This is a genomic window from Zwartia vadi (assembly GCF_030410375.1).
GTDB lineage: Bacteria > Pseudomonadota > Gammaproteobacteria > Burkholderiales > Burkholderiaceae_B > Zwartia > Zwartia vadi.
Genome location: NZ_JAUHHE010000010.1, coordinates 117,691 through 142,715 on the forward strand (window position 1 = coordinate 117,691; position 25,025 = coordinate 142,715).

22 protein-coding genes are annotated in these 25,025 nt (G+C 49.8%); 9 read left to right on the forward strand and 13 right to left on the reverse strand.

Annotated features, from left to right (window positions below):
* Positions 1-24: 24 nt before the first annotated feature.
* Together QWY27_RS10290 and QWY27_RS10295 are read right to left on the reverse strand one after the other, a co-directional pair.
* Complete coding sequence (locus tag QWY27_RS10290) at positions 25-1,677, reverse strand: class I adenylate-forming enzyme family protein (RefSeq protein WP_290197365.1); 1,653 nt, start codon at positions 1,675-1,677, stop codon at positions 25-27.
* Positions 1,674-2,465, reverse strand: a complete 792-nt coding sequence (locus QWY27_RS10295; protein ID WP_290197367.1) for an SDR family NAD(P)-dependent oxidoreductase — start codon at positions 2,463-2,465, stop codon at positions 1,674-1,676. Before QWY27_RS10295 ends, QWY27_RS10290 begins: the two co-directional genes overlap by 4 nt.
* A gap of 139 nt (positions 2,466-2,604) precedes the next feature.
* Here QWY27_RS10295 and QWY27_RS10300 point away from each other — a divergent pair, with 139 nt between their 5' ends.
* The gene (locus QWY27_RS10300; RefSeq protein WP_290197369.1) at positions 2,605-4,530 is read left to right on the forward strand and encodes a flavin-containing monooxygenase; all 1,926 of its coding nucleotides are present in this window, start codon (positions 2,605-2,607) and stop codon (positions 4,528-4,530) included.
* On the opposite strand, the gene QWY27_RS10305 is transcribed toward QWY27_RS10300, so the two are convergent.
* From QWY27_RS10305 to QWY27_RS10315, 3 genes are all read right to left on the reverse strand, one after another.
* On the reverse strand, positions 4,523-5,707 hold the full coding sequence (locus tag QWY27_RS10305; protein WP_290197371.1) for an NADH:flavin oxidoreductase/NADH oxidase: 1,185 nt from the start codon (positions 5,705-5,707) through the stop codon (positions 4,523-4,525). The two genes, QWY27_RS10300 and QWY27_RS10305, sit on opposite strands and share 8 nt — an antisense overlap.
* A 44-nt stretch (positions 5,708-5,751) precedes the next feature.
* Positions 5,752-6,717 carry a Bug family tripartite tricarboxylate transporter substrate binding protein gene (locus tag QWY27_RS10310; protein ID WP_290197373.1) on the reverse strand — a complete coding sequence of 322 codons (966 nt, stop codon included), beginning with the start codon at positions 6,715-6,717 and terminating at the stop codon, positions 5,752-5,754.
* Between the two features lie 120 nt (positions 6,718-6,837).
* Positions 6,838-7,623, reverse strand: coding sequence for an aspartate/glutamate racemase family protein (locus QWY27_RS10315; protein ID WP_290197375.1), 786 nt, complete (start codon positions 7,621-7,623; stop codon positions 6,838-6,840).
* 145 nt (positions 7,624-7,768) lie between these two features.
* Here QWY27_RS10315 and QWY27_RS10320 point away from each other — a divergent pair, with 145 nt between their 5' ends.
* The 4 genes from QWY27_RS10320 (at position 7,769) to QWY27_RS10335 (ending at position 10,671) form a co-directional block, all read left to right on the forward strand.
* Positions 7,769-8,512, forward strand: a complete 744-nt coding sequence (locus QWY27_RS10320; RefSeq protein ID WP_290197377.1) for a gamma-glutamylcyclotransferase family protein — start codon at positions 7,769-7,771, stop codon at positions 8,510-8,512.
* A gap of 107 nt (positions 8,513-8,619) precedes the next feature.
* Positions 8,620-9,222 carry a LemA family protein gene (locus QWY27_RS10325; protein WP_290197379.1) on the forward strand — a complete coding sequence of 201 codons (603 nt, stop codon included), beginning with the start codon at positions 8,620-8,622 and terminating at the stop codon, positions 9,220-9,222.
* A 118-nt stretch (positions 9,223-9,340) separates the two neighbouring features.
* Entirely contained in the window at positions 9,341-10,168 is an 828-nt protein-coding gene (locus QWY27_RS10330; RefSeq protein WP_290197381.1) for a TPM domain-containing protein, read from the forward strand.
* Positions 10,169-10,170: 2 nt separating this feature from the next.
* On the forward strand, positions 10,171-10,671 hold the full coding sequence (locus tag QWY27_RS10335) for a TPM domain-containing protein (protein ID WP_290197383.1): 501 nt from the start codon (positions 10,171-10,173) through the stop codon (positions 10,669-10,671).
* Here the strand turns inward: QWY27_RS10335 and QWY27_RS10340 are convergent.
* The 5 genes from QWY27_RS10340 to QWY27_RS10360 all read right to left on the reverse strand — a co-directional run bounded on the left by QWY27_RS10340 (position 10,668) and on the right by QWY27_RS10360 (position 17,312).
* Entirely contained in the window at positions 10,668-12,371 is a 1,704-nt protein-coding gene (locus QWY27_RS10340; RefSeq protein WP_290197385.1) for an autotransporter outer membrane beta-barrel domain-containing protein, read from the reverse strand. The genes QWY27_RS10335 and QWY27_RS10340 overlap by 4 nt on opposite strands.
* A 25-nt stretch (positions 12,372-12,396) precedes the next feature.
* Complete coding sequence (locus QWY27_RS10345) at positions 12,397-13,020, reverse strand: glutathione S-transferase family protein (protein ID WP_290197387.1); 624 nt, start codon at positions 13,018-13,020, stop codon at positions 12,397-12,399.
* Positions 13,021-13,043: 23 nt separating this feature from the next.
* Positions 13,044-14,123: a J domain-containing protein gene (locus QWY27_RS10350; protein ID WP_290197389.1), complete on the reverse strand. Its 1,080-nt coding sequence runs from the start codon at positions 14,121-14,123 to the stop codon at positions 13,044-13,046.
* A gap of 124 nt (positions 14,124-14,247) precedes the next feature.
* A complete protein-coding gene (locus QWY27_RS10355; RefSeq protein ID WP_290197391.1) occupies positions 14,248-15,219 on the reverse strand; it encodes a Bug family tripartite tricarboxylate transporter substrate binding protein in 972 nt (323 codons plus the stop codon).
* 20 nt (positions 15,220-15,239) lie between these two features.
* Complete coding sequence (locus QWY27_RS10360; protein ID WP_290197393.1) at positions 15,240-17,312, reverse strand: metallophosphoesterase; 2,073 nt, start codon at positions 17,310-17,312, stop codon at positions 15,240-15,242.
* Between the two features lie 110 nt (positions 17,313-17,422).
* Between QWY27_RS10360 and QWY27_RS10365 the strand changes: the two genes are divergently transcribed.
* Positions 17,423-18,250 (forward strand): IclR family transcriptional regulator, encoded by an 828-nt coding sequence (locus tag QWY27_RS10365; RefSeq protein WP_290197394.1) that lies wholly within the window; start codon positions 17,423-17,425, stop codon positions 18,248-18,250.
* A gap of 5 nt (positions 18,251-18,255) precedes the next feature.
* Here QWY27_RS10365 and QWY27_RS10370 read toward each other — a convergent pair whose 3' ends face one another.
* The 3 genes from QWY27_RS10370 to QWY27_RS10380 all read right to left on the reverse strand — a co-directional run bounded on the left by QWY27_RS10370 (position 18,256) and on the right by QWY27_RS10380 (position 22,118).
* Complete coding sequence (locus tag QWY27_RS10370; RefSeq protein WP_290197396.1) at positions 18,256-20,271, reverse strand: TRAP transporter permease; 2,016 nt, start codon at positions 20,269-20,271, stop codon at positions 18,256-18,258.
* A 107-nt stretch (positions 20,272-20,378) separates the two neighbouring features.
* Complete coding sequence (locus tag QWY27_RS10375) at positions 20,379-21,332, reverse strand: TAXI family TRAP transporter solute-binding subunit (protein WP_290197397.1); 954 nt, start codon at positions 21,330-21,332, stop codon at positions 20,379-20,381.
* A 156-nt stretch (positions 21,333-21,488) separates the two neighbouring features.
* On the reverse strand, positions 21,489-22,118 hold the full coding sequence (locus QWY27_RS10380) for a carboxymuconolactone decarboxylase family protein (protein WP_290197400.1): 630 nt from the start codon (positions 22,116-22,118) through the stop codon (positions 21,489-21,491).
* A gap of 429 nt (positions 22,119-22,547) precedes the next feature.
* On the opposite strand from QWY27_RS10380, the gene QWY27_RS10385 reads away from it, so the two are divergent.
* The 3 genes from QWY27_RS10385 (at position 22,548) to QWY27_RS10395 (ending at position 25,009) form a co-directional block, all read left to right on the forward strand.
* Positions 22,548-22,961: a surface-adhesin E family protein gene (locus QWY27_RS10385; protein WP_290197402.1), complete on the forward strand. Its 414-nt coding sequence runs from the start codon at positions 22,548-22,550 to the stop codon at positions 22,959-22,961.
* Positions 22,962-22,979: 18 nt separating this feature from the next.
* Positions 22,980-24,209: an MgtC/SapB family protein gene (locus QWY27_RS10390; RefSeq protein ID WP_290197404.1), complete on the forward strand. Its 1,230-nt coding sequence runs from the start codon at positions 22,980-22,982 to the stop codon at positions 24,207-24,209.
* Positions 24,210-24,292: 83 nt separating this feature from the next.
* The gene (locus tag QWY27_RS10395) at positions 24,293-25,009 is read left to right on the forward strand and encodes a response regulator transcription factor (RefSeq protein WP_290197406.1); all 717 of its coding nucleotides are present in this window, start codon (positions 24,293-24,295) and stop codon (positions 25,007-25,009) included.
* The last annotated feature ends 16 nt before the right edge of the window (positions 25,010-25,025 follow it).

Here is a 25,025-nt window from a genome sequence, read left to right on the forward strand (position 1 = left end):
CTGAGTGAAATTTTCTGTGTTGCCCTATGACAGTTTGAGTTCTTTTTTGGCAAGTTCAGTTAACGCACCTTTTTGAATCTTCCCTGTGCTTGTGCGAGGAATAGCTGGGACGATTTTCAAATATTTAGGCACTTTGTACGATGCCAGGGCCCCCTTGCAAAAAGCGCGTAACTCAGCCAACGTGACGTTCTGGCCGTCATGGCACTCTACGAAGGCAAAGCCGACTTCGCTCAGTCGTTCATCCGGAACGCCAACGACTGCAACCAGCTTGATTGACTCATGCTTAACAAGGTGCTGCTCGATCTCCGCAGGATAAACATTGGTTCCACCAGATTTGAACATTTCTTTCAGTCGACCGGTAATGCTCAGATATCCATCGCGATCCATGCAGCCGAGATCGCCTGTTCTGAGCCATCCTTCAGGTGTGATGGTTTCGTGTGTGGCCTGAGGATTTTTATAATACCCAAGCATCACGGTTTCGCCTCGACACCAGACTTCGCCAACCTCACCCGGTGCGCAAGCCTCGCCCGTGTTGGGATCAATGAGGGAAATTTCAGTGGGGCCGAGTATGGGTGCTTGATTGAGGCAGCACCGTTCGATTGGATCGTCCAGCCGATTGAAAGTGGTTGAAATTGTATTTTCAGTCATGCCGTAAGTGGACATGAGTTGATGAATGCCTAGTAATTTTTTGAAGCGTTCAAACGTCGAACGCATAACGGGTGCTCCACCAATCCATGCATTTCGAATATTTGACAGATTACGACCCGGGAGACTTGGATCATTCACCAAATCAACGAAATGAGTGGGGATCCCTCCAAAAGTCGTGATGTGTTCACGTTCCATCAGATCAAGGGCTTGGCTGCTATCCCAATGAGGCATATTGATAAAACACGCACCAAGCGTCATGGCAGGCACAAGCCCCATATAGAGTCCGGCAACGTGATAGAGCGGCATGTGTCCCAGTAAGCGATCGCCAGCTTTGAGATCGAGAGCAAGACCGACGCGCGTAGCCTGTTTGATCACACCATGATTGTGCATGACCCCTTTGGGATGACCGGTCGTACCGGATGTATAGCAAATAATCAGTACATCATCCCAGTGAACGGATTTCTCTGCCTGATCAAGTGTTAAGCGATCGATTGGCGTCCGAAGCAGTTGGGAGAAATCGTGAGCATATGGCGTGCCCTCTGTTTCAACACCGATGATGTGTTGGAGTGAAGGAAAGTCATTTAATCGTATCTCACCAGGCTGCTGAGAGACGATTTTTGGCGCCATGGACTTGAGCATTTCAGGGAAGTCGATTTTGAAAAGACTGCCTGTCATGACCAATACTTTCGAGTCGGATTGTTTGATGATGTAGGCGGCTTCATTGGCGGTGTAGCGCGTATTGATAGGAATGACGACCGCACCGATCCTTGCGCATGCGAAAAAACAAGAAGCCCATTCAAGCGAGTTGCCCAACCAGACTGCAACATGGTCGCCGCGCCGAATACCGAGACTCAGCAATGCGCAGGCCAAATGATCAATTTTCAGGTCAAAGTCGCCAAAGTTAACGCTCTCGTTTGCTGTTTTGAAAAATGCGTGGTTTGGATATGTCGAGGCAGAGCGTCTGAGGGCTTGGCCTACAGTCAGGCCTTGTAATTGATCGACGAGTTCGTGATGCATCAGGTTGTTCATACCGAGTATCCACCATCCACACGAATGTGTTGACCCGTCACGTAGGCGGCAGCAGGTGTTGCCAGAAACGCGACCACATCGGCCACCTCGCGGATCGAGCCGAACCGCCGCAAGGCGGTGTTTGTTTTCATCGCCTCAACGAATTGCGGTGTAATTTGTTGTTTGAGTCTCTCAAAAAGTCCGCCATCAATCACGCCGGGAGCGATCGAATTGGCTCGGATATTGAAGCGTCCTTCCTCTCTGGCGATACCCCGGATTAGTGCTTCGATGCCGGCTTTAGGAACAACAGAAAGGATGTCCAGAGGAGGGTGTCGATGAATGCCTGCAGAGGTGAGCGCCAAGATGGATCCTCCGCCACTTTTACGCATCGCGGGTAGTGCGGCTTTAATCACATTAAAAAATCCAGTGAGTTCTCCGTCCAGCGTAGATTGCCACTCGTCGGGATCGATGTTTGCGACATAGGTCATTGTGATGTCTGCACCGGCAGCGAAAACGACAGTATGGATGGATCCAAAGCGTTCGTTTGCCGAATGAAATATTTCAGACACTTGATCACGCTCCGAGAGGTCAACTCGATAGGCCTCAGACTGTGAACCTAGAGCCTCTACCATGGCAACGGTCGCTTCTGCGGCTTGCTTGTTATTCCGATATGTGAAAGCAACATTTGAGCCATGCCTTGCAAGCGCCTGACAGATACCCTGGCCAATCCCACCGCTGCCTCCTATGACTAAGGCTGCACCTGTGAGAAAAGCATGAGGCTTTGCAATCGTTTCATCACGATCAGGCATTTTTATCTCCATCCAATTTTTGCCGACTTTGATTTTCAGTCAGATTTGTTTTAATGATATTAGCAAGTATTATTAAAGTAACAATAAAAGTTAAATTGATTTTTCATTCGTCTTGTGACGATCACCTAATGAAGCAAATATGAACAACACGCATGAGGCAGAAGTCAGGAAGCACCTGGAGGGGGGGAATGTTGTTCCGCTTGCGATGGCACTCATTCATCTGAGCGGCGACTTGTCGGTGCTGGATGAAATTAAGAGTTATGTGCGTGGAGCCTGGGAGCATCTAGAAGCTGTTCCCCCTGAGTTGGCCGCGAGTTTGAGGGATCGCCTGGCGGGTGAAATGAAGCGTATCGCAGAGGGCGGGCATCCAGCCTTAGCAAATCCATCCGCCGAAACGATTCAGAAAATGATGTCTGTCGCCGTGGCGGATGAGGTGCATGCCGAATACATCCCGATGCTTCTTGAGCAAATGGGCTTTAGCGTTGAGAGCCGGTCAACTAAAGATTTAATTTCTGACCATGCTAATTCCGAGAATAAGGAAGATGCTAAAAAGACAGATGATTTTCATGTTGTGATCATTGGAGCGGGTGCGTCGGGACTATGCGCGGCAATTCAGCTGGGAAAACAAGGTATCCGTTATACCGTCATAGAAAAAAATGAAAATGTAGGCGGGACCTGGTATGAAAACACCTATCCAGGTTGTGCGGTAGACACGCCCAATCATTTCTATCAATTTTCCTTTGAGCCCAATAATCAGTGGCCAAATTATTTTTCCAAGCAAAAAAGTATTCAAGAGTATCTGGAGCACTGCGCCAAAAAATACCATGTGATTGCACACACCCGTTTTAATTCCGAAGCTGAATCTGCGATATACGATCCGGACACTGAGACGTGGGAAGTGACTGCACGGACATCGGGGGATGAAAGATTCGTACTCAAGGCCGATGCTATTTTTTGTGCTGTCGGCCAACTCAATCGTCCAGCACTTCCTAAGATAGAAGGGCTTGGGGATTTTGAGGGAGATGTTTTGCATACTGCTTCCTGGCCAAAGCAGACAGACTTGAAAGGTAAGAAAGTCGCTCTCATTGGAACAGGCGCCAGCGCAGTACAGGTCGGCCCAGCGATTGTCGACCAGGTTGATTCACTCGCAGTGCTTCAGCGCTCCGGAAGTTGGGTGATGCGTCGACCTAATATCGACGGTGTGGTGACTGAAGACAAAAAGTGGGTATTGGACAATGTCCCTTTTTATGCTTCATGGTACAGATTTCAACTGTTTTGGGCCTTTGGCGACGGGTTGTTTGAGGCGTTGAAGATCGATCCCGCCTGGCAAGGTGGTCACGAGTCAATCAGCCCGCTCAATGCTCAGATTCGAGAAAAGATGCTGAGATATGTGCACAAAGAATTAGAAGGCCGCGAGGATCTTTTACAAAAAGTCATTCCTTCATATCCTCCTTTTGGAAAGCGTGTCTTGGGTGATCCAGGTTGGTTCAAGATGTTGAGGCGTGACAATGTGCAGCTGCATACAAGCGCGATTAAACGGATTGATCCTAAAAGCATCGTTCTTGATGACGGCACAAGGGTCGAGGCTGACTCCATTATTTTCGCGACTGGCTTTCAGGCAACCAAAATGCTTTGGCCAATGAATATCCGTGGAAAGTCCGGTGTGAGCATCCGAGAAAAATGGGGTGACAGTGACGCAAGAGCCTACTTGGGGATCACTGTGCCGGACTACCCTAATATGTTCATTTTATTTGGACCCAATACCAATCTCGGACACGGAGGGAGTGCGATCTTTCTCGCTGAGTGTCAGGTTCGATATGGGTTGAAATTAATACAGGCCATGCGTCAGAAAGGTAAAAAAACGGTTGAATGCCGACAGGATGTGCATGACCGGTACAACGTGTTGATTGACGAGAAATTGGCCAAACTGTCTTGGAGCCATCCAAGTGTCTCAACGTGGTACAAAAATGCAGATGGCCGGATCGTGACCAATCAACCTTGGCGGCTTGTTGATTATTGGCGATTGACACACGATCCAACGCTTGATGATTACATCGTCAGCTAGTAGAAGCTTCCTTAATCGGTGACCCCGAGGGCGCGAGGCCAAACGCGGCAATTGCCGCCGCACGTTTTTTTAGCCACCAGCCTGGCTCAATGGGCCAGGTCTCGAACTCTGCATCAGGAGAGAGGTGCTGGCGTGCGTGAAGTGGCCAGTAAGGGTCATACAGTGCTTGTCTGCCCAAGGCGATCAAGTCGGCTTTGCCTGTATCAATGATTTCCTCAGCCTGCTCTGGGGTTAAGATCAAGCCAACTGCCATGGTCGGAACTTTGGAAATATTTTTGATTTGATCAGCAAAGGGCACCTGATAACCAAGTCCAAGTTTGGTATTTTGAACGGTAGCGGCACCTTGTATGCCCCCGGAGGAACAATCGATCAAATCGACGCCAGCCTCTTTAAGTAATGGTGCAATAGCCAGGGAATCATCCACTCCCCAACCCTCTGGCCCCCCGCCATCTTGGGCTGAAATTCTGAAGAACAGCGGTTTTTCTTTGGGCCAAACTGCGCGGATTGCTCGCGCGATTTCTAAAGCAAATCTCATGCGACCTGTGCGATCACCTCCATAAGCATCCGAGCGCGTGTTGGTAATCGGGCTTAAAAAGCTTGAAATCAGGTATCCGTGTGCGCCATGAATTTCAATGACATCAAAACCGGCTCGATCGGCTCGCGCAGCAGCACGGGCAAACGATTGAACAAGACCCTCAATTTCACTGGCTGTGAGCGCATGTGGTTTTGGAAAATCTTTTCCATACGCAATGTCCGTCGGGCCGACAGGTTGCCACGGATGATCGCCTTTGGCGGCATCCTCTTGCGTTAAGGCACCCGAACCATCCCAAGCTCTTCTGGTGGAGGCTTTTCGACCTGCATGACCTAATTGAATGGCAGCGAGTGATCCTTGTGAGTGAATGAAGTCCGTGCAGCGCTTCATTCCGGCGATGTGTTCATCTGACCAAAGACCGAGATCACCACAAGAAATACGGCCGGTTTTTTCGACAGCAACGACTTCGGTCATCACGGTGCCAAAACCACCAAGTGCGAATTTACCGAGATGAACGAGATGCCAGTCAGACACAAATCCATCCGTTGACCGATACTGCATCATCGGAGCAAGAACGAGTCGATTTGGAAAAGTGGTGCCGCGTATTTGATAAGACGTAAAGAGTGAAGACGTATTGGTATGCATAATCCGGGTGAGTTGCTAAAGTGAATCGGTGGCGAAAGGATTGATCAGTCAGCGCGAATGCCAGCATCCTGAATGACTTTGCCCCACATCTGTCGTTCATCTTTCACGCGCGTGGCCAATTCTTGTGGCGAAGAGCCTACTGCAGCAATGCCTCTACCTAGTAGATCTTTGACTAGTGCAGGATCGCGAACGATTGACGCTAATTCACGTGAAAGTCGATCCACAATCGGTTGTGGTGTGCCGGCAGGAACAAAAATTCCAAACCAGCCGCTCACGTCAACATTCTGGAGCCCTGCCTCAGCCATGCCGGGTAAATCAACCGTCGGTGATCGATCACGACTACTGACGGCCAGTGCACGCAATTTTCCAGCTTGGTGCTGAGGCATGACAAGCTGAACTGAATCAAAAACCAATTGAATGCGACCTGCCATTAAATCTGTCATCGCAGGTGCGGCACCTTTGTAGGGGATGTGAGTCATTTCGATACCAGCTTGACGTCTCAGCAGTTCCATCGCGAGGTGAGAGGTGCTGGCGTTTCCAGCAGAACCGTAGGACAGTTGGCCGGGTTTGCTGCGTGCGTATTCGACAAGTTCACCTACGGTTTTAACTGGTAAGGATGAATTCACTGCCAGTACCATGGGGTAGGTACCAAGCAGGCTGACCGCTTTGAGGTCGCGTTCTGGGTCATAACTGAGCGACTTAGTCAAAGAGGGGCTCACGACAATTGGACCAGGATACGCAAACAAGAGGGTGTAGCCATCGGGTGCTGAGCGGACTACAGCTTCGGCGCCGATATTGCCGCCTCCACCGGGTCGATTTTCGATCACGACTGGCTGACCCAGGCGCTCAGCCAGTTTTGCGCCAATGACTCTTGAAACAACATCGGTCATGCCACCAGATGCAATAGGCGTCACCATACGAATCGGACGATTTGGGTAGTCTTGCGCCGAACTTGGTCCTGTCGTGATGAGGGCGACTGATGCAAATGCAATCAACATAGCGAGTTTCATTTTGTCTCCTATTGAGTTTTAAAACTCATTTTTATAGTGATGAGTGTCTTTCGATCGTAGTTGAGCATTCCTTCCAATACAAGCAATGTCTGTTAGTTGTCAAACAGGCGCAAGGAAAAATTAGGGTGGCGAAACAAGGAAAAGCTCACGTAGCTTTTGTTTCCAGTCTTTAGAAAATACCATTGGACCGCGAACCAGCATGCCCGCGTCACGCAGCCCAATTTGCGCTTCGACATCTTTAAGCGCGAGGCCAAGAATATCAAGCAGGGGGACGCCATCGACCTCACGAAAACCATTTTCAATAAAGAACATATTCAAGGGGCCGCCTGCAGGAATGAGCACCCGTGCCCCACGCGCGATTGCCTTGCGGGCTTCTGTTTTAAAGGACTCCAGAGCTGGAGCAGGGTTGGCATACATGGCTGCGAAGTCGTGATAAGTCAGATTCATCGATGCGCCCTCTACTAGCTGCTCACCCAGTCCATATTGACGTGTAAAGGCCTCCATGCGCAGGCGTGAGCCGCTATTGTGTGTCAGAAAGGCAAAGGTTCCACCGATCTGCGCTGCAAGGTGCACGGCTGCTTCAGTAATAAAGACCGCTGGAAAATCTGTCAATTCACGAATTTCGCGATGCCCGGTTTCATTAGTGCTAACGTTCACAAAACCCGCATAATCATTTTGTTCAGCAAGAATAGCGTTGCGCACAACTTCTCTGGTCGCGAGGTGAAACGAGCTGTCTGAATAGTCAACCGCGGGGTAAGTACGACTGACGCCGTGAAATTCAAAGTCGAACTGTGGACTCAGCACTTTGCGCGCATGGCGCCTCGCAGCTTGCTGATAGACGCTCCAAATCGCTGCGTCATTATCGGAGGAGCTACTTTGCAGCCAGATTTTGCGTGTGGTGGTCATACTGTATGTCTCCTTGTTTCATAGAATGAAAACTTTAAATTTTTTAGGTCTGCCATCCGCTTAACAATAGGATGAAGAGATTTTTTAAAAGGGTAACAGTTTTGCTTCTGGTATCTTAAGGCATTCAATCACCCGGATGAAAATAATGCGTAGCCTGTCTGTTTTAGTTTTTATGTTGTTGCCGTTAGCTCTGCAGGCAAAGTCAGTGAATCCAGCGATGCCAGTCGTCGCGCAGGCGCAGGTTTGTCATCCTTCTGTGGATGCGAGCAAGCCTCAATATACGATTGGTTATGGCAGTCTGATGGAGGACGCCTCCCGGCGCCGTACCGCTCCCAACACGGGTGAGGCGTTACCTGTGCTGGTAACCGGTTTTGAGAGGTCCTTCAACGCGCGTGGCAGCGAGGTCGGCTTCAGTACGACCTTCCTTGGTGTGACAGAGGTGTCTGACGCACGGATGGTGGCAACGGTCTATCGCGTCTTTAATGCTGCAGATATCACTGCAACGGATGCGAGAGAGGAGCCGTATTGCAGGGTGGGTGTTCCGATCGAACAGATACGGATGCTGGATGGTTCCTCGATACAAGCAGGACAATACTGGATCTACGTGAATAAACCCGAGGCGGTCATGCCTGCGACTGAGCGTTTTCCAATTGTGCAGTCTTACATTGATATATTTTTGACAGGATGCCAACAATTAGGTCGTCGTGCAATCGCTTTTGAGGGAGACTTTATGCGCGAGTGTATTCTCACGACCAAAGGTTGGTCGCAGTTCTGGGTGAACGACCGGATTTTTCCGCGCAGACCTTTTTTCCATCAACCCAATGCAGGAGCCATTGACTTGCTCTTGCAAAAGAATGTCCCTGAGTTTCAGTTTGTGAAGATTGAGTAATCAGCAGTGCTTTCATGTCTTGGCAATGGGCGCTTGAGCGTACGCCATTGACCTTTTTACTCAACGGTCTACACTGGCAATAATCATTTTTTAATACTGGAAGTGTGATGCGTAAATATCTTTCTCTTTTAATGCTGTTTGCAACATTAAGCCTCTCAGGCTGTGGCTACAACACGTTTCAAACAGCGGATGAAAAAGTCAAAGCCGCATGGGCCGAAGTGCTGAATCAATACCAACGTCGTGCGGATTTAGTGCCAAACTTGGTTAATACGGTGAAAGGTGAAGCAGGGTTTGAACAAGACACGCTGACCCGCGTGGTCGAGGCGCGCGCTCGCGCGACGGGTATTCAGGCCACACCAGAACTTGTGAACGATCCAGAAGCATTTCAAAAGTTTCAAGCGGCACAGGGTCAGCTGACTAGTGCACTGAGTCGCCTGATGGTGGTGGTTGAAAACTATCCTTCACTCAAATCAAATCAAAGCTTCCAGGAGTTGCGTGCGCAGCTAGAGGGTACTGAAAATCGTATTACTGTCGCGCGCAATCGTTTCATTCAGGCTGTTCAGGAATACAACGTCGCGGTGCGGTCGTTCCCTTCGAACATTACAGCGATGATCTTTGGCTACAAGACCAAGGCAAGCTTCACGGTGGAAAATGAAGCAGACATTTCCAAGGCGCCTGCAGTGAATTTTGATAAAGCTCCAGCTAAGTAATGCGCACGCTTAAAAGAGGTATTGCTTGATGCGATGGTTGTGTCTCCCACGCTTTTTCAGTACCTTGACACTTCTGTGTGCAGTTTTTCTGCTGCCGTATGTGTCAGCGGAGGTTGCTGTGCCCCCTTTATCGGGGCGAGTGATCGATCAAACGAAAACCCTCACCTCTGAGCAGCTCCGCGCACTTGATCAAAAGCTTCGCGAGATTGAGGCCCGCAAAGGCAGTCAGGTTGCTGTGCTGATGGTTGCGACCACGAAACCCGAGGAAATCGAGCAGTATGCGATCCGCGTCGCGGATAAGTGGAAGCTTGGCCGTAAAAAAATCGATGATGGTGTTATTTTGCTGATCGCAAAAAATGATCGCACTGTGCGTATTGAGGTGGGCTACGGCCTTGAAGGGGCCTTAACCGATGCCCTGAGTAAACGCATCATCGATGGTGCGATTATTCCAAGGTTCAAGCAACAGGATTTTTATGGGGGGATCCTCGCGGGCGTGGAGCAGATCGGACGTGTGATTCATGGCGAGACTTTGCCTGCCCCGACCCCTGCCAAGCAATTGGTGGCTGATCAAGAGGGTGCCTTGTCATCTCTCTCAGTTTTGTTTGTCATCAGCTTGGTATTGGGTGGTTTTTTACGCAAAATCTTTGGACGCGGTTTGGCTGCAGGTGTCACGGGTGTCTCTGTTGCTTTGATTGGCTGGTTCATCGCAGGCGCTTTGATGACGGCGCTTTTGGGCGGTGTGATTGGTTTCATTATCACTTTGCTAGGGGGCGGGCTGGGAGGTTTGAACTCTGGCTATTACGGTGGTGGCAGCTCAGGACGCGCCTCTGGGCGAGGTTCTAATCATGGCGGTTTTGGTGGGGGGTCCAGTGGCGGCAGCTTTGGAGGTGGCTTCGGTGGTGGGGGTGGCGGATTCGGGGGCGGTGGCGCCTCGGGGAGATGGTAGGCATGCGTATGAAACGTTTACTCAAGCACGCTTTCACCACTCACATGCAACTCAGGCGGGCATTTCCAAAAGGGACTTTACGCGAGATTGAGTCTGCTATTCGCACAAGCGAAACAAAACATTCAGGCGAAGTCCGTTTTGCAGTAGAGGCTGCGCTTGAGCCATTGGAGGTATTCAGAGGCGTGACTCCCCGCGCACGCGCGGTCGAGCTCTTTTCCAATTTACGTATCTGGGATACCGAGCACAACTGTGGATTACTGATTTATGTCTTGCTCGCTGATCGAGCCGTCGAGATCGTGGCCGATCGTGGGATTCATGCCAAGGTCGGAGAGCATGAGTGGGTGCGCATTTGTCACCAGATCGAGTTGGCTTTCAGCCAGAACGATTTTAGGGGTGGTGTCATCGCAGGCATTGGCGAAGTCACTCAACACTTGCTTGCTCATTTTCCTATGCAAGCGCACGATCGGAACGAACTCTCGGACCGACCCGTGGTAATAGCTTAAAACCTTATATTCAGACCTAATTTAGCGCCCAGAGCTTGGCCTCGATCAGAGACGTTTGCCTCCAGACCAAGATAGCCTGTTACGCCGGAGCGGTTTGTCCCTGAGATTCCAAGCACCATTCGGCCGATATTTCTAGGTGCAGAGGCGCCATAGACTGTAAAGCCTTGTGAAGGCAGGAGTTGCAGCGAGGCATCGACCTGTCGTGTTGGATTGAATTCGTGGATCCACGCGACGAGTAGGGACGGGCGCAAGGTCCATCCGTTTTGTAAGGCATGCGTGGAGTCGAATTGAACGCCCAGGGACAAGGGCACTGAGGTGATTTGTTGAGCTTGATAGTTCAAACCCAGATTCACCGCTTGAGTGTGAGCCCCACTCGCTCGTTCGGTAAAGTTGTTTTGCCATAGCCAGCCAGGCTCAATCGCTGCGTAGGGAGTCACCTGAATGTTATCAATACGTGCCAGATAACCTGTCTCAATCCGGGCGCTGAGAATTTGGCTGTTAAAGTTGCCTGTCAGCTGATTAAACAGCTCGTTGACGTTCACGTCTCGATTGAGCTTGTTGCTGGAAAAAGCATAGGCAAGTGTGCCAGAGAGATAGAATTTATCTGATTTTGCCACGCCATAGACTGAGGCATTGAAAGCGTTGAGTGTGCCGTGGCTCGCACGTTCATTCACTGAGAAACTTGAGTTTGCGGCACCTAAGGCAAAGCCGGCAAAAAGGTTTGAGTGAATTTGTCTATTGAGGCCAAACTGCAGCCCGGCCCCGGAAGCATTTACGCTTGCCGTATCGTTGTCACCCTTTAATAAAGAGCTGCCTCCTTTTAAGTTCACCCAAAGTCCTGAGTTTGTTGTGTTCGTTGAGATGCCGCTGTGCGGTCTCAACAACCATTGAGTTGTGTTTTGACGGATCGCGTCGACAAAAGATGCTGTATTGGCAAGAGCGATATTCTGGGGAGCGGTTGCGGCTTCGCCCGAGAGTGAGTTGAGTGCTTGACGAAAGTGCCCAGCGGTTTCGGGAGCGTAGAGGAGGTCCAGATTGTTGTAAAGATCATCAAGACTTGAGTAGGGTTGTGGGATGCCACGGTCGAGTGCCGCACCCACTTGATGGGCATTACCGCTTGGGGCAATTGTGCGATAACACAGGAAGCAGTCGCCAATAGGTTGTTGGTTGATGAAATTTGATCGTGGCACAAAGGGTGGACCCATCATTTTGGATTGGGTCGCGCCGCCTTCTCCCCAGCCTGCTATGGGCGCTGCGACACCGGTATACATGATGATGCCGGCGGGTACTTTGACAAGCGTAAATTTGCTTGGAAGCGCAGGCAGAGCCTGGATATTGCGAATTTGAGCGGGTGTCAGTCCCCTAGCTTGCGATGCCCGCATGATCCAGCTGCCAACTGGATAGGACCCTGAGGCCTCGTCGTAGACTCGAACAAAATACAGTAGCTGATTGGTCTGGATTTTGGTGACGTCTGTGCTGGCATCAAAAGGATAGGTGGCGGGTGTGATGTTGGGATCCAGACTCATCAGGTACTGATTGACCTGAAGTGCTGTCTGGGGAGGGTTGATAAGGAGTGTGCCAAGAGGCTGGGTGATGTTTTGCCAAGATGCGTTCTGTGATGATTGAGCTTGTGCCAGCGATTGCCAAGAAAGGAGAAGGGCAATCAGCCATCCCAGAACGCGTATGGATTGTTTATTCACTTTTTACAAAGCGTGAATAAGTGTCTTAAATACCGTGTAATGGTGCGATTTTTTTGACGGCCGGTATTTCAAGCATGCGCTTGAAGTGATCAGCCAGCTTGGGAAAGCGCGTCATCTCTACGCCATCACCTGTCATCCAGCTCGCCATCGTAAACAGATAGGGATCTGCAACAGTGAATTGCTCACCCATCACCCAGGGACCGCGTAATACTTCGCTTTCAATGAGCATCGCACAATCTGTCATATTTTGAGCGACCTTGGCCTTCATGGTCTTTTGTGCCTCCAGATCATCTGACCATCGACGCCCGCGTGCGCCGTGAGCATGGTGAACATGGACGGTTGAACAAAACCAGCTGTTGACTGACTGCATTTGTGCAAAAGCGAAAGGATCGTCAAGAGGGGCGAGCTTGGCTTGTGGGTAAAGTTGCGCCAGATAGACCAGCAGGGCGGGCGTCTCAGTCAGGATGCCCCGGTCTGTGATCAGGGCCGGCACGCGACCTTTGGGATTGATAGCCAGATACTCGGGTTTGTTTTGATCGTTGTCACGCAAATTGAGCCGATGCGCGACATAGTCTGCGCCAACGTGCTCAAGCACAATATGGGTGGCCAGGGAGCAGCTTAAGGGGGAATAATAAAATTGCATCGTCATGATTCGTCTCCTGTGATTTATTTTTAGTCCGTTATTTGCTCTTTGAGCCAGCGTTTGAGGCCAGCATCTGTTTTAACGCTTGTGAGCTCCTCGTTCAAGCGTCTGAGCTCAAGCAGCATTTCACGTTTGCGGCTGTTCAAATGGTGTTTGAGCGATGTTTCATGAATCATCATCGAGGCGGGTAAGACAAATTCCGAGGTCGCTTGCAGCTCTATATCCCGGATCTCGCGATGGAGTGCCGTGAGTCTCTCTCGCATCAGATCCGTCAGGGCGGCCAGTTTTTTGCGCGCTAAAGCCGAGGTGAGTGTCGCCTCCGGAAGTTGAGCTTGGGTCTGCAGCTCAAGTAGCGCAAGCAGGTCACGACGTTCGTAGGCTTTGTTAGCCTGACTCATGAGTTGGGTCTTTTGCTCGCGAACCTCTTCGTCTGATTCGCGATCCGGATGAAGAGCGCTGGCAAGTTTGCGATAGAGGCTGCGCAGCGCACTTTCCACGTCGTCGGCAGCCTGAAGGTCGGCTGGTGACTGTTTTTTCTTTTTGGCTCGTCGAGCTTCGCGATTTCGGGCACGCGCTTCAGCTTCTTTACGCATGAAATCGAATTTGGCGTGCAAGACATCGTCCAGGTTTTCAAAGACTTTGTCTTCACCAAACTCTTCGCCCATGGCTTCTTTTAGGTAGGCTTGTGCTTCAGCAGCCTGGGCGCGTTCAATATCGGCCAGAGACTCCTCGCTATGAACATCGTGGAGGGCGCGCATGACCCGATCTCCCGCCAGGGCAAATTCCATTGCGATACTGCAGATGAGGCGACGAATCTGGCGCTCATGCCGAGCCGTCAAACCTTCACCTTTTAAACGTTGATCAAGCCACAGCACCATTGCACGGCGCAGGCTATCTTGTTTCTTCTGTAAAACGGGTATGGTACTGTTGTAGAGACGGCGATGCTGGTCGATCAAGGCTTTGAGAGACTCAAGCTTGGCGGACAGTGTTTTGCCTTGTTCGATCAGGAGATCAAACTCTGCTTGTTCCAGGGAGTCAGGCGCTTCGTCTTGTTCGACGGCACTTAAAGCATGGATGTCGGTTTTGCTGGAGAGGGCGTTATTCTTCAAAAGGCTGCAATAATTTGATTCTATGGGGCGGTTGAGAGATAGCAATGCGCTGATTTCTCAAATATCGCTCAGTTTAGCCTTTCTGACGACTAAACTGAGCGCCCATAGGGTAATCAAAACCTGCTCATTCAGCCTTGATATTTGCGGATTTGATAATGGGCTCGTATTTGCTCATTTCGGAGGCAATAAACTTTGCAAACTCTGCCCCTGCGATTGGACGGGGGGTGAGCCCTTGATCTTCGAGTTGTTTAATGACCGCCGGATCACGCAGGGCTGAGGTCACATCTGTCGTTATTTTGCTCAGGACAGGTGCAGGAATGTTCCTTGGACCAAATACGCCAAACCAGTTGGTGAGCTGAATGGCTGGGTAGCCCAGCTCAACAAATGTTGGCACGTCTGGCAGTAACTTTTCTCTTTTGTTGCCAGCCACCGCAAGTGGGGTAACTTTTCCGGCACGGATCTGCCCCAGGAGTGGTGGCGTTGTTGCAAAGAACAAATCAATTTGACCGCCTACAAGAGCAGCGACCGCTGGGCCCGTTCCTTTGTAGGGAATGTGTGTCAACGCCATTTTTGTCGAGCCTCCCAACATTTCTCCAGCCATATGTTGCTGACCTCCGACGCCGGGCGAGCCATATGTGAGAGGTGTTGCCCCTTTACCCTTTTCAAGTAACTCTTTGAGGGATTTGACGGGGAGTTTGGCTCCGACTGCCAGGACAAGTGGAGCTTCTGCCGCAAGGGAAATTGGTGTGAGATCTTTTATCGGGTCGTATCGCATCGTCGAAAAGACGAGTTGATTAATCGACACTTCGGGGGTGTAACCAAGAAGCAAGGTGTAGCCATCCGGAGCGGCTCGGACAACGTCATTTGCGGCAATCATGCCACTTGCACCGGGCTTGTTTTCAACTACAACTGCTTGGCCCCATTTATCAGAGAGGTATTTCGACAACACTCGGGCGATGATGTCCGTTGCACCACCGGGTCCATACCCGACTAAAAGTTTGACTGGTTTGTCCGGATAGTTTGCATAGGCATTGGCGCCCAGACAGAGCGACGCGACAGTGAATACTGCGCTTAAAACAGAGAGACGAATTTTCATGCTTGCACTCCTAAGGTTGATTAGCTCAATCGGAACAACATGGCATTAATTTGAGGATTGATCTGAATGGTGCTGAGGTCGGTGTCGTTTGAAGCAGAAGCAATGATTTGTTCTCTTCCGCAGGCGGTGAGATCAATCACATCCGAAAGGTTTTGCAGTTTGCTGTGTTTATTTGAAATTGAGTTGGCGCAGCCGAAGTGAATTTGGTTTTCTTGATCATCGACAGTAAAGACGATTTGTGAGCCTTTTTCAGATCGCTGTGTGTCTATGCTGACTATTTTTGCGCTCGAGAATAATGAATTGATGTGTGTAAAAACATGTGCGGCGATATTGGGATTGAACTGTCTGTCGATAAACGCGCGGCGTGGGTAATAGCCTCTATCAACGTCCATGAACGTGTCGAAAATATACTGAACCGAGTCAGAGGTTTTGGAGTAGAGCATCGCTGCGCAAACTTTTTCGATGAGTGCGGCTTCATCGTCATTGGACTGGGCAATACTCGGACCGCTGAGCTTGAGTGAGGCGATGATTTGGCAGCGATTCTCTTTGGCAAATGCGTTCAGTACCGGCGCGATATCAAGTAGATTTTGATCAGACTCAATGCGCACGGTGATTCCGTCAATAGCTTTGCAGTCCAGTGCTTCCCTGATGAGTGCAGCCTGGCTGACGAGATCGTCAGTGGTAAAGCCAGATTTGACGAAATGGCTAAAATGTTTTCCGTCATAATGGGAGTCATCATAGGTGTGAATCTTGCACCAGAATACTTTCAATCCCGTTGCTGTTTTGAAGTCGATAAGTTTTTGAATACTTCTTTGGAAACGGGCGGTACTAAGGTTCGTTTCAATGGCTGTCACCCCGGCGGAGGTAAGACCAACCTCTTGTAGTTTAATTTTTGGGGCGCCAAGTGAGGTCAGTACAAAACGATGCCCCATCTTGGCCAGCAGTTGCATCCTGCTGTTGGTTGCGGGATCAAGAGCATCTTGGTCAGTAACTTTGGATAGTTTTGCACCCATTTCCCAGAGCGCTAATAAAGGGTAATCGTTACGGGCAGATTTTCTGCCGAATTCCTGTACGCCTCCTGTTGCGGGGATTTGGGCGACTTCTGTCCAGGTATGACGCAGCTCGACGCCTACCTGATTGAAATCAGAGCTTTTAGGATTGACCAAGTGTTGGATGGATTTTTTTTCTATCTTTTCAGATTCACTTGTCCTGACACCCATGCTTCGAATCGGGTAGGCGATATGACCATCTGCGAATACATCCACGATGAAATATCCGAACTTAGCCACATCGCCTCGACCGAATTCTATCTCTGGTTTGACACGATAAAACTCTGAGTAGTCATGTCTGAGAAACGCCGTTGATGGCAGCATGTAGAAACTGGATTCATTAAGTTGCTCATACCAAAAATTGTGAACATGACCCGCGAAAGAGGCTTCGACATTTGGTTGCTTCATCAAATTCACAAGCCATGTGCGACCGGGTTCATCGAGATTGTCATAGCTGCCATGCTCGGTTTCGCTGAATACAAATGGCGGGTAATGCATGAATAGAAATACGCGCTTATTTTTTGCAGTGAGTATTTGATCTTCGAGCCATGTTTTTTGCTCTTGCTCTGCAGATAGCCCTGAGTTGATGAGTAAAGAATTGATCAGCACACAACGAATATCATCGACATCGATGCTGTAGTAGTCCTTGCCAAACGCTTTGCGATAGGCCTGTAGATGTGGATCACAGATTTGATCGGCCGGCATCCAGTCGATACGTTTATCGCCAACGTCGTGGTTGCCTGGCAGCACGTGCAGAGGGCAGCGTAGTTGGCTACTGATCTCTTTGAATTGTTCAACAGCTTGCATAAATGTCGGCAGTGCGGGCATTGGATGAACAATGTCGCCCAAATGAATGACGAACTTCGGAGGTGGGTCCATTTTGGCAATGTCTTCAAAGACAAAGCGCGCCCGCTCGTTAGCCAGATGGTTGGTTTCGAATGGCGAGCTTGAGATGTGATCGCTTTCGTTTACATGGGTATCGGCAACCACCGCAAAGGAGAACAAAGGCTTTTTGGAGCCTGCTGGTCTAATTTTCTTGTGCATCTTTTAATTCCAAATAGTTTAATTAGTTACCGAATAGTTGTATTTAATTATGTTTATACAACGTTACAATTTGAATCACAACAAAATTGATGAATGAGGCGAGTCGATAAATGAGAAGTCCCAAGGAGGCTCTTGAGAGTCGCGATCCAGGCTTTTTGGATATGGAAGTACTTCAACAGCAGCCTCAATTCGCCTCGACTTTGGCGAATGGCTTAGCAGTGCTGGGTTGTTTTGGCCAGGGCGAACCGCTACTGGGTAATAAAGAGCTCTCTGAGCGATTGGGTTTGGCGAGGCCTACCATCACGCGACTGACCTATACGCTGATGGGTTTGGGATACTTGAGGCGCGATAAAGCCTCAGGCAAGTACGCATTAGGTGCTGCGGTATTGTCTTTGGGGTATCCCTTGCTTTCTCAGATGGCGATTCGCCAAGTCGCTGGTCCCGAGATGCTCGAACTGGCGTGTCTGGCAAATGGTCCCGTTTCGATGGGAATGCGAGATCGCCTACAGGTTGTGTATGTCGAGACTGTTGTGGGCAGTGAAAGTAATTTCACCAAGCCTGGTATCGGCTCAACACGTCCCTTACTCAGAACTGCGATGGGACGCGCGCTGCTATTCAGACACAGTCAGCAAGAGCGCTCCTATATTTATAGTGGTCTGAAATCAGTGCACCCTGAAGACTATCAAACTTACTTGGCGTCGACGGAGCAGGCATTCAAACAGCTCAACACAGACGGATTTTGTACAGTGATCGGTGAATGGCAGCCCACTCTTGGTGCCGTGGCCGTTCCCCTGAGCATGCGCTACAACGGGGTTCCTTTGGCTTTCAATCTAACGGTCGCCACGTATGAAATGGATGAAAAAGCGCTCAAAGAAAAATTTGCGCCCCGGCTAATGAATCTAGTCCGGGGCGTTGAGCGTTCTCTGGGTTTAGCTTAATTTGGTTAACTAGTCTCTAAACGCATATTCCTCTTGCGTCTGAGTAATTGACTGATCAAGACCAAGATAAAGCCGGCAAAGCCGATCACATCTGCCCAATTGTCTGGGTAGGTCAGGGCTACGCCTGCAATCACCATGATGGTGCGCTCGAGTGTATGGGTTTTTTCGATAAACCAGCCTTGCAAGCCGCCAGCCAAACACACAATACCGATTGCGGCTGTAAAGGTAATCCATCCGATTTGCAACCAGTCGGCATTGGCCAGGGCTTTGGTGGAACCCATCAACAAGAGGCTTGTTCCTTCGTCACCGAGCACAAACATGAAGGGCACCAAAATGGCGGGTGCAACATACTTCCAGGTCTGAAGTGTCGTTTTGTAGGGGTCTCCTTTACAAATGGCAGCGGCGGCAAAGGGCGACAAGGCGGTGGGAGGAGAAACCTCGGAGAGCACTGCATAGTAAAAGATAAACATGTGCGCTGCAAAGTCAGGCACTCCCAGATTGATGAGCGCAGGCGCAGCAATCACGGCGCAAATAATATAGGAAGCGGTCACTGGGACAGCGAGTCCAACCACCCATACCACAAGGCCGGTAAAGATCGCGGTGAGCAGCAGCGATCCCCCCGCATACTCAATGACGATCGAGCTGAATTTCAAGCCGAGACCGGTCAGCGTCACTGTGCCAACAATCAGACCTGCTCCCGCGCAGGTGACTGCGATGGATAGTACGCCTGTTGAACCAGAGGCGAGGGCTTTAATCAGGTTGGATTGATAAAAGCCTTTGAAGAAGGGCTCGCGACCACGTAACCAGTCATAGGAAATAATGGCAGTGTCGCGTCTGAGCATGCTGGTCGCCGCCGAAACGATCGTGGCCCAAAACACCGACATGATCGGGGAAAATCCAATCAGCATGAAGACAACGATTGAGATGAGCGAAAAAAAGTGGAACCAGTATTTTTTGCTCAGAGACCAAGCGCTCTCGGCTGCCTCAAAGGACATTTTTTTCATGCCATACTTGCGTACGTCAATTTCCACCATGATAAATAGGCCAAGGTAGAACAGGATGGTCGGTATCGTGGCCATCAACAAGACGTCGAGGTAGGAGATTTTTAGAAAGTCAGCGATCAGAAAAGCTGCCGCACCCAGAACAGGAGGGGAAATGATGGCACCCAAACCACCCGCTGCGAGTAGGCCGCCTGCTGCATTCTTTTCGTAGCCGACCTTGTCAAGCATCGGTGCTGCAACCGAGCCGACTGTCACTGTGGTCGCCACACCGGATCCAGAGGGTCCGCCCAGCAGGAAGGATGACAGCACGATTGTGCGACCCACTCCAGAGGATTTTCCGCCCATGGCTGAAAAGGAAAAGTCGATGAAAAATTTACCGGCACCGGTGAACTGTAAAAAGGCGCCGAAGATCGTAAATAAAATAATGAGCGTGGCTGAGACATCAAGTGCCGTGCCGTATATGCCTTCCAGCGTCATGTACATAAAGCCGACAAAACGGCCAATCTCGTAGCCTTTATGCGTCCAGGGGGCGGGCAGGTAATTGCCAAATAAGGCATAGAGAATGAACAGCACCGTCACCGTCACCAAAATCATGCCGTTGGTGCGTCGCAAGGCCTCAAGAATCATCAGTATCAGACCAATTCCCACCGCCACATCAAGCGGGAGAGGCTCAGTATTACGGTCAGTGAAGTCATCGCCTCCACTCAGAATGTAGTACGCCACAAAAATCGAAAAACACGCCACGATCAGATCCCACCACATCAGGCGGTTTTTAAATCGAGCGGTAATCGGGAACATCAAAAATACAAGAAAAAGTACGATGGCCAGATGAACAGTTCGCAGGAGCTGGGTGGGGACGATCTCATACGCCGCATACAAATGAAAGATCGACATACCGACTGCGCAAAGTGTGAGGAATACAGCGAGCATGCCGCGATAGTCGTTCGCATCGCCTTCTTCTTGTCGGATTAGTTCATCTAGTTTTTGTTGTGTAGCGCGATCGATCGACGACTCACTCATGGCTTTACCTAGTTCTATTTATAATTGTATTGATCAAAAAATTTCAGCAAGTGCGCATGATGACGCACTTGCTGAATGTGCTGCTGCAAGTGACAGAAGCGGTCCGTTTACTGAACGTTTTGACCGTTTTCCTTAAAGTATTTCAATGCACCAGGATGGAATGGCAAGGGTGTCGCGGCTGATTTCTGGTTTTCCAGTTTCACATTTTCGTATTCGCGATGTGTACGAACCAGTTCTTCTTTATTGTCGAAGACGGCCTTGGTGATTTTGTAGGCTTCCTCATCAGGCATCTTGCCATTTACGACCAAGATGTTCGAAACAGAGGCGTTCTTGTTATCACCAGTCATGCCCGAATATGTGGATTTGGGGATGGTGTCTTTGAAATACAGGTTACCGTATTTCTTGTTCATGGCGTCCACAGCGTCGGCATGATCGATCATCACGATTTTGGTGCCAGGTGTGTTGGCGAGATCTGTGACAGCTGCCGTTGGCAGGCCACCTACCCAGAAGAATGCGTCAATCTTGCGATCTTTTACGGCGTTGACAGACTCAGCGACACCCAGACGCTCGCGACGAACGTCTTTGTCTTTATCCAGCCCGGCCGCCTCAAGCAAACGGAAGGCCATGACTTCGGTTGCACTGCCTGGGCTACCCGTGCTGACACGCTTGCCCTTGAGGTCCTTCATCGTCTTGATGCCGCTCGCTTCAGTCGTCACAACGTGCATGCGATTTGGGTACAGCACGAGGAGTGTTTTGACATCGACTTTGCGTCCGGAAAATTTATCCTTGCCGTCCAGCGCGTCTTTGGCGGCATCAGCCATCGTAAACGCCATATAGGGTTTACCCGATCCAATCAGTTTCAGGTTATCGACAGATCCACCTGTCACCTCAGCGGTTGCTGAAACACCTGGAACTTTTTTGGTGAGCACTGCGGCAAGACCGCCTCCCATTGGGTAATAAACGCCGCCCGTGCCACCGGTCGCGATCGAATAGTTTTGTGCGTTGGCTGCGCTCGCGCAGACAACAGCAAAGCTGATAGCAAGGGTTTTTAGTAGCTTCATAACCATCTCCGAAATGTTTTTATAGAGTTCCGATTTGGAAGAGATGATTGACATCAATTCCAAAGAAGTGCCTTGGTGCCTCGAAGATAACTCAAAATACCAGTGAGCTCAATGCAGGTTTCCCTGTAGATGCGAACGCACGATCATGTGCGATGTTCAATTGGAGTGAAGTTCGGGGATCGGAACAGCGCCTTCAGGCAGAGGAGTCCGATTGACATTCAGCACCATCGAGACCATGACGTAGTAGCCACTGACGACCATCAAGTCAACGACGCCTTGTTCTCCAAAGAGATCCATCACGGCTTTGTAGTGCGCATCACTGACTTGATGTGTGGTGTGTAATTCGTGACAGAAGTTGTAGACAGCTTCTTCATCCGCTTGCATGTTTTTGGGGCGCTTGCCTTGTGCAAGATCAGCGGCGAGTTCAGGATTGAGCCCTTCTTTGAGTGCAAGACGCAGATGCGCAAACCATTCATATTGTGCAGTCCATTGACGGGCGGTCACAAGAATAGCGAATTCATTTAAGCGTTTTGGAATGCTGCTTTCGAAACGTAAATACTCTCCGACTTTACGCAAGCGTTCTGCTAATACTGGGCTGCGTAAAAGAACATTGAATGGGGCACCGAGGCTGGTCGCACCTTGCACGACACCTTTGCTGCCGGTTCCTGATACTGGACCAGACATGAGACCGTTGAAATATATTTTTTGCTCTGGTGTCATCTCCTCGAGATGCAAACGTTTGAAACGTTGTCCATCAGTTTGCAAATTTTGATCGCTTTGGTTCATGTGGTTGGTCCCCTTGCGTGAATTTTTTTGTAGATGCATACCAATCTGTATGGGCAATGAAAACTATTTATCTACTTCGTTTGGATATTAATGCTTTTATATTGCAGAAAATCTTCTGAATCTAGTCATGTTTGTCGTGATGACAGTTAGAATCAGTCCGTAATTTTTTAAAGAAGGAGAGATGGCATGAATCTTATTTTGCGTAGACTTCAAGCTGTTGTGAATGCTCTTGCGTCAGATAATGGCTCAAAGGGCAATTTAGTAAAACTTGATACTCATTGCATACGCAAGCTAAAAACATATTTGTCATGATATAAGAATGGCTTGGTAATGCCATTCTTTGACAGGGGTTACTCCCCAAGTCAGTGTTAAAAAGACTTCAAATCAAAGAATCGTGTTTGGTTCAACGCCCAAAGAGGCAGGTGTCAAATGAAGAACATTCTAGGTTTGAAGCATTTTTTAAAATATGCTTTCTTAAGTTTAGGTTTTCTGACCTGTGCGGCCAGCGCTCAATGGCACAGTTTGCATGAAGATCCCTCAATGGTGACCTACACTGAACGAGGCGAGATCGTACGCACCGATATCTTTGTAAATGTTGCGGAACTGTTGGATTACAAACAAAAAATGCGTGATCCACAGGGAGTGGTTTTTCATTCAGTGGTGATTCGCGCTCAATACAACTGCCGCGACAATAGAGTGCGGACATACACAATCGATTTTCACGAAGAGCGGATGGCGAGTGGGCAAATCGTCAAGACCGAAAAGGTTTATAGTCAGTGGCAACCCATTAATCCTCGCAGTGTTGAACAAAACTTAAAAAATTACGCTTGCGATCCTAAGTAGTTCAGGAGTCGGTCTTGCATGGACTGGGATGAGGCACTTAGAGGTTTAGTCACTGCGCTCGGTATAGGCTTGTTGATCGGAATCGTGCGTGAGCGAGCCCATCTCAACACCGTCGCCATGGCTGGTACTCGAACACATGCACTGATCGCATTGCTCGGTGCCGTGTCATGGGGTCTTGGCATCTGGCCTTTTGTTGCCGCTTTACTGGCTGTGGGTTGCCTGGCTGTCATCGGCTATCTCAAAACTTCTAAAGCAGATCCCGGAATGACCGGAGAGGTGGCGATCATCCTGACATTCGTATTGGGTGGGTTGGCGCGAGATCAGAGAGTCTTGGCTTCCGCGCTGGGGGTAGTGGTCGCGATATTGCTTTATGTCAAAAAACCTTTGCACCATCTGGCGCGTGAATTAATCAGTGATCACGAGCTTGAGGATGTATTGATGCTCGCTGCCGCTGCTGTGGTGATCTGGCCTTTGTTGCCGCAACAGCCACTCGATCCCTGGGGAGTATTGGATCTGCACATGGTCTGGAGGCTGGTCGTACTGGTGATGGCTGTCGGAATGGTGGGGCATATTGCCCAGCGTGCTGCTGGGGCAAAGATTGGATTACCGATCGCCGGCTTTTTTTCGGGTTTTGTGTCATCAACCCTGGCGGTTGCCAGCCTGGGTATTCAGGCAAAAGAAGCTTCGGTTTTGACTGCTGTCTCCAGCGCGGGGGCATTACTGGCGAATTTGGCCTCCTTGCTTTTAATGGCGGGCGTTCTTGCAGCTGCCGCGCCTGATCTGCTTTTGCAGATGTGGATTGCACTCGCGGCGGGCTCGGGCGTGTTGATTGTCGCAGCGCTTTTATGTTTCTTCAAAGATGGCCATCGTGTGACATTACCCGAGGCAGCGAGTTCTCGTGCTTTCAAGTTGACGCATGCCCTGACGATCGCCTTGATTATTTCTTCGGTCATTGTTTTGACAGCCTGGCTACGTGATTATCTCGGTGAAGTCGGCGCGTTGATTACCGCTGGCATCGTGGCTTTGGTCGAGCTGCAAGCTGCCGCGGCAAGTATCGCTCAATTGAGTGCGACCGGATCCCTTGAACTCCCCGTTGCGCAATGGGGTGTATTGATTGTGATGGCTTCTGCTTCAATTGCCAAAGCTGTATTGGCTTTTATGAGCGGAGGCCGTCTCTATGGTCTTTATGTAGGGGGAGGCCTGATCTTGATGATGGCGGTTTCGATCTTAGTGACGGTCTTTCACTGAGAGCTTCTGCGAGAGGTTTATATTGGAAAACTGACTGTGACAATTAGAATGCAGAGCTTGGATATATCCACGCCCTGTTGAGAATGAGTCTGTCTAATTCCGATGTTCGTATTGCTCTAGTCGAAGACGATCCCTTGCTACGCAAGGAGATTTTTCATCATCTCAAAGAGACGGGATTTCAGGTTTTCGGCGTCGCCAACGGGAAGTCTCTCGATGAGCTTTTGATCACAGAGCCGATAGATATTTTTATTTTGGATTTGACTCTTCCTGGCGAGGACGGCTTGAGTATCGCCAGACGCATCCGCCACAGCATTCCTAAAGTCGGAATTGTCATGATGACCGCGCGCGGCTCCACCTCCGACCGGGTAAAGGGCTACGAGTCCGGGGCTGACATCTACCTTTATAAACCTGTTTCTCCAGAGGAGTTAACAGCAAGTCTTCAAAGTTTGACACGTCGACTCAATATGGGGTTGGCAAATAAACGCTGGAAGCTCAGTCTGAGAGACCGATCAATTGTGGGACCCGCGCAATGGCAGCGCGCTGTGTTGACAAATAGTGAAAAAGTTTTGATGGTTGGTCTGATTCAAGCACCCAACCATACACTTGAAAATGAAGTGATTGTCGAGATACTCAGCCAACGTGCAGGCGCTGAGGATATGGGAAAGCGTGCTCTGGAGAGTCTGGTGAGTCGCTTGAGAAGAAAGCTTGTGGAAATTTCTGAACCCGGAACAGATGTTGCGCTCAAATCAGTTTGGGGCGTGGGTTATCAGCTTTGTATATCGGTTGATATAGAGCCCTGAATTTTTATTGGAAAAA

What these genes read in the sequence shown, in the direction of transcription:
- QWY27_RS10365 (WP_290197394.1), top strand. Translation starts at nt 17,423, where the DNA reads ATGAGAAGTCCCAAGGAGGCTCTTGAGAGTCGCGATCCAGGCTTTTTG.
- QWY27_RS10300 (WP_290197369.1), top strand. Translation starts at nt 2,605, where the DNA reads ATGAACAACACGCATGAGGCAGAAGTCAGGAAGCACCTGGAGGGGGGG.
- QWY27_RS10345 (WP_290197387.1), bottom strand. Translation starts at nt 13,020, where the DNA reads ATGACGATGCAATTTTATTATTCCCCCTTAAGCTGCTCCCTGGCCACC.
- QWY27_RS10305 (WP_290197371.1), bottom strand. Translation starts at nt 5,707, where the DNA reads ATGCATACCAATACGTCTTCACTCTTTACGTCTTATCAAATACGCGGC.
- QWY27_RS10355 (WP_290197391.1), bottom strand. Translation starts at nt 15,219, where the DNA reads ATGAAAATTCGTCTCTCTGTTTTAAGCGCAGTATTCACTGTCGCGTCG.
- QWY27_RS10395 (WP_290197406.1), top strand. Translation starts at nt 24,293, where the DNA reads ATGAGTCTGTCTAATTCCGATGTTCGTATTGCTCTAGTCGAAGACGAT.
- QWY27_RS10335 (WP_290197383.1), top strand. Translation starts at nt 10,171, where the DNA reads ATGCGTATGAAACGTTTACTCAAGCACGCTTTCACCACTCACATGCAA.
- QWY27_RS10380 (WP_290197400.1), bottom strand. Translation starts at nt 22,118, where the DNA reads ATGAACCAAAGCGATCAAAATTTGCAAACTGATGGACAACGTTTCAAA.
- QWY27_RS10315 (WP_290197375.1), bottom strand. Translation starts at nt 7,623, where the DNA reads ATGACCACCACACGCAAAATCTGGCTGCAAAGTAGCTCCTCCGATAAT.
- QWY27_RS10385 (WP_290197402.1), top strand. Translation starts at nt 22,548, where the DNA reads ATGAAGAACATTCTAGGTTTGAAGCATTTTTTAAAATATGCTTTCTTA.
- QWY27_RS10375 (WP_290197397.1), bottom strand. Translation starts at nt 21,332, where the DNA reads ATGAAGCTACTAAAAACCCTTGCTATCAGCTTTGCTGTTGTCTGCGCG.
- QWY27_RS10310 (WP_290197373.1), bottom strand. Translation starts at nt 6,717, where the DNA reads ATGAAACTCGCTATGTTGATTGCATTTGCATCAGTCGCCCTCATCACG.
- QWY27_RS10360 (WP_290197393.1), bottom strand. Translation starts at nt 17,312, where the DNA reads ATGCACAAGAAAATTAGACCAGCAGGCTCCAAAAAGCCTTTGTTCTCC.
- QWY27_RS10325 (WP_290197379.1), top strand. Translation starts at nt 8,620, where the DNA reads ATGCGTAAATATCTTTCTCTTTTAATGCTGTTTGCAACATTAAGCCTC.
- QWY27_RS10370 (WP_290197396.1), bottom strand. Translation starts at nt 20,271, where the DNA reads ATGAGTGAGTCGTCGATCGATCGCGCTACACAACAAAAACTAGATGAA.
- QWY27_RS10390 (WP_290197404.1), top strand. Translation starts at nt 22,980, where the DNA reads ATGGACTGGGATGAGGCACTTAGAGGTTTAGTCACTGCGCTCGGTATA.
- QWY27_RS10290 (WP_290197365.1), bottom strand. Translation starts at nt 1,677, where the DNA reads ATGAACAACCTGATGCATCACGAACTCGTCGATCAATTACAAGGCCTG.
- QWY27_RS10295 (WP_290197367.1), bottom strand. Translation starts at nt 2,465, where the DNA reads ATGCCTGATCGTGATGAAACGATTGCAAAGCCTCATGCTTTTCTCACA.
- QWY27_RS10320 (WP_290197377.1), top strand. Translation starts at nt 7,769, where the DNA reads ATGCGTAGCCTGTCTGTTTTAGTTTTTATGTTGTTGCCGTTAGCTCTG.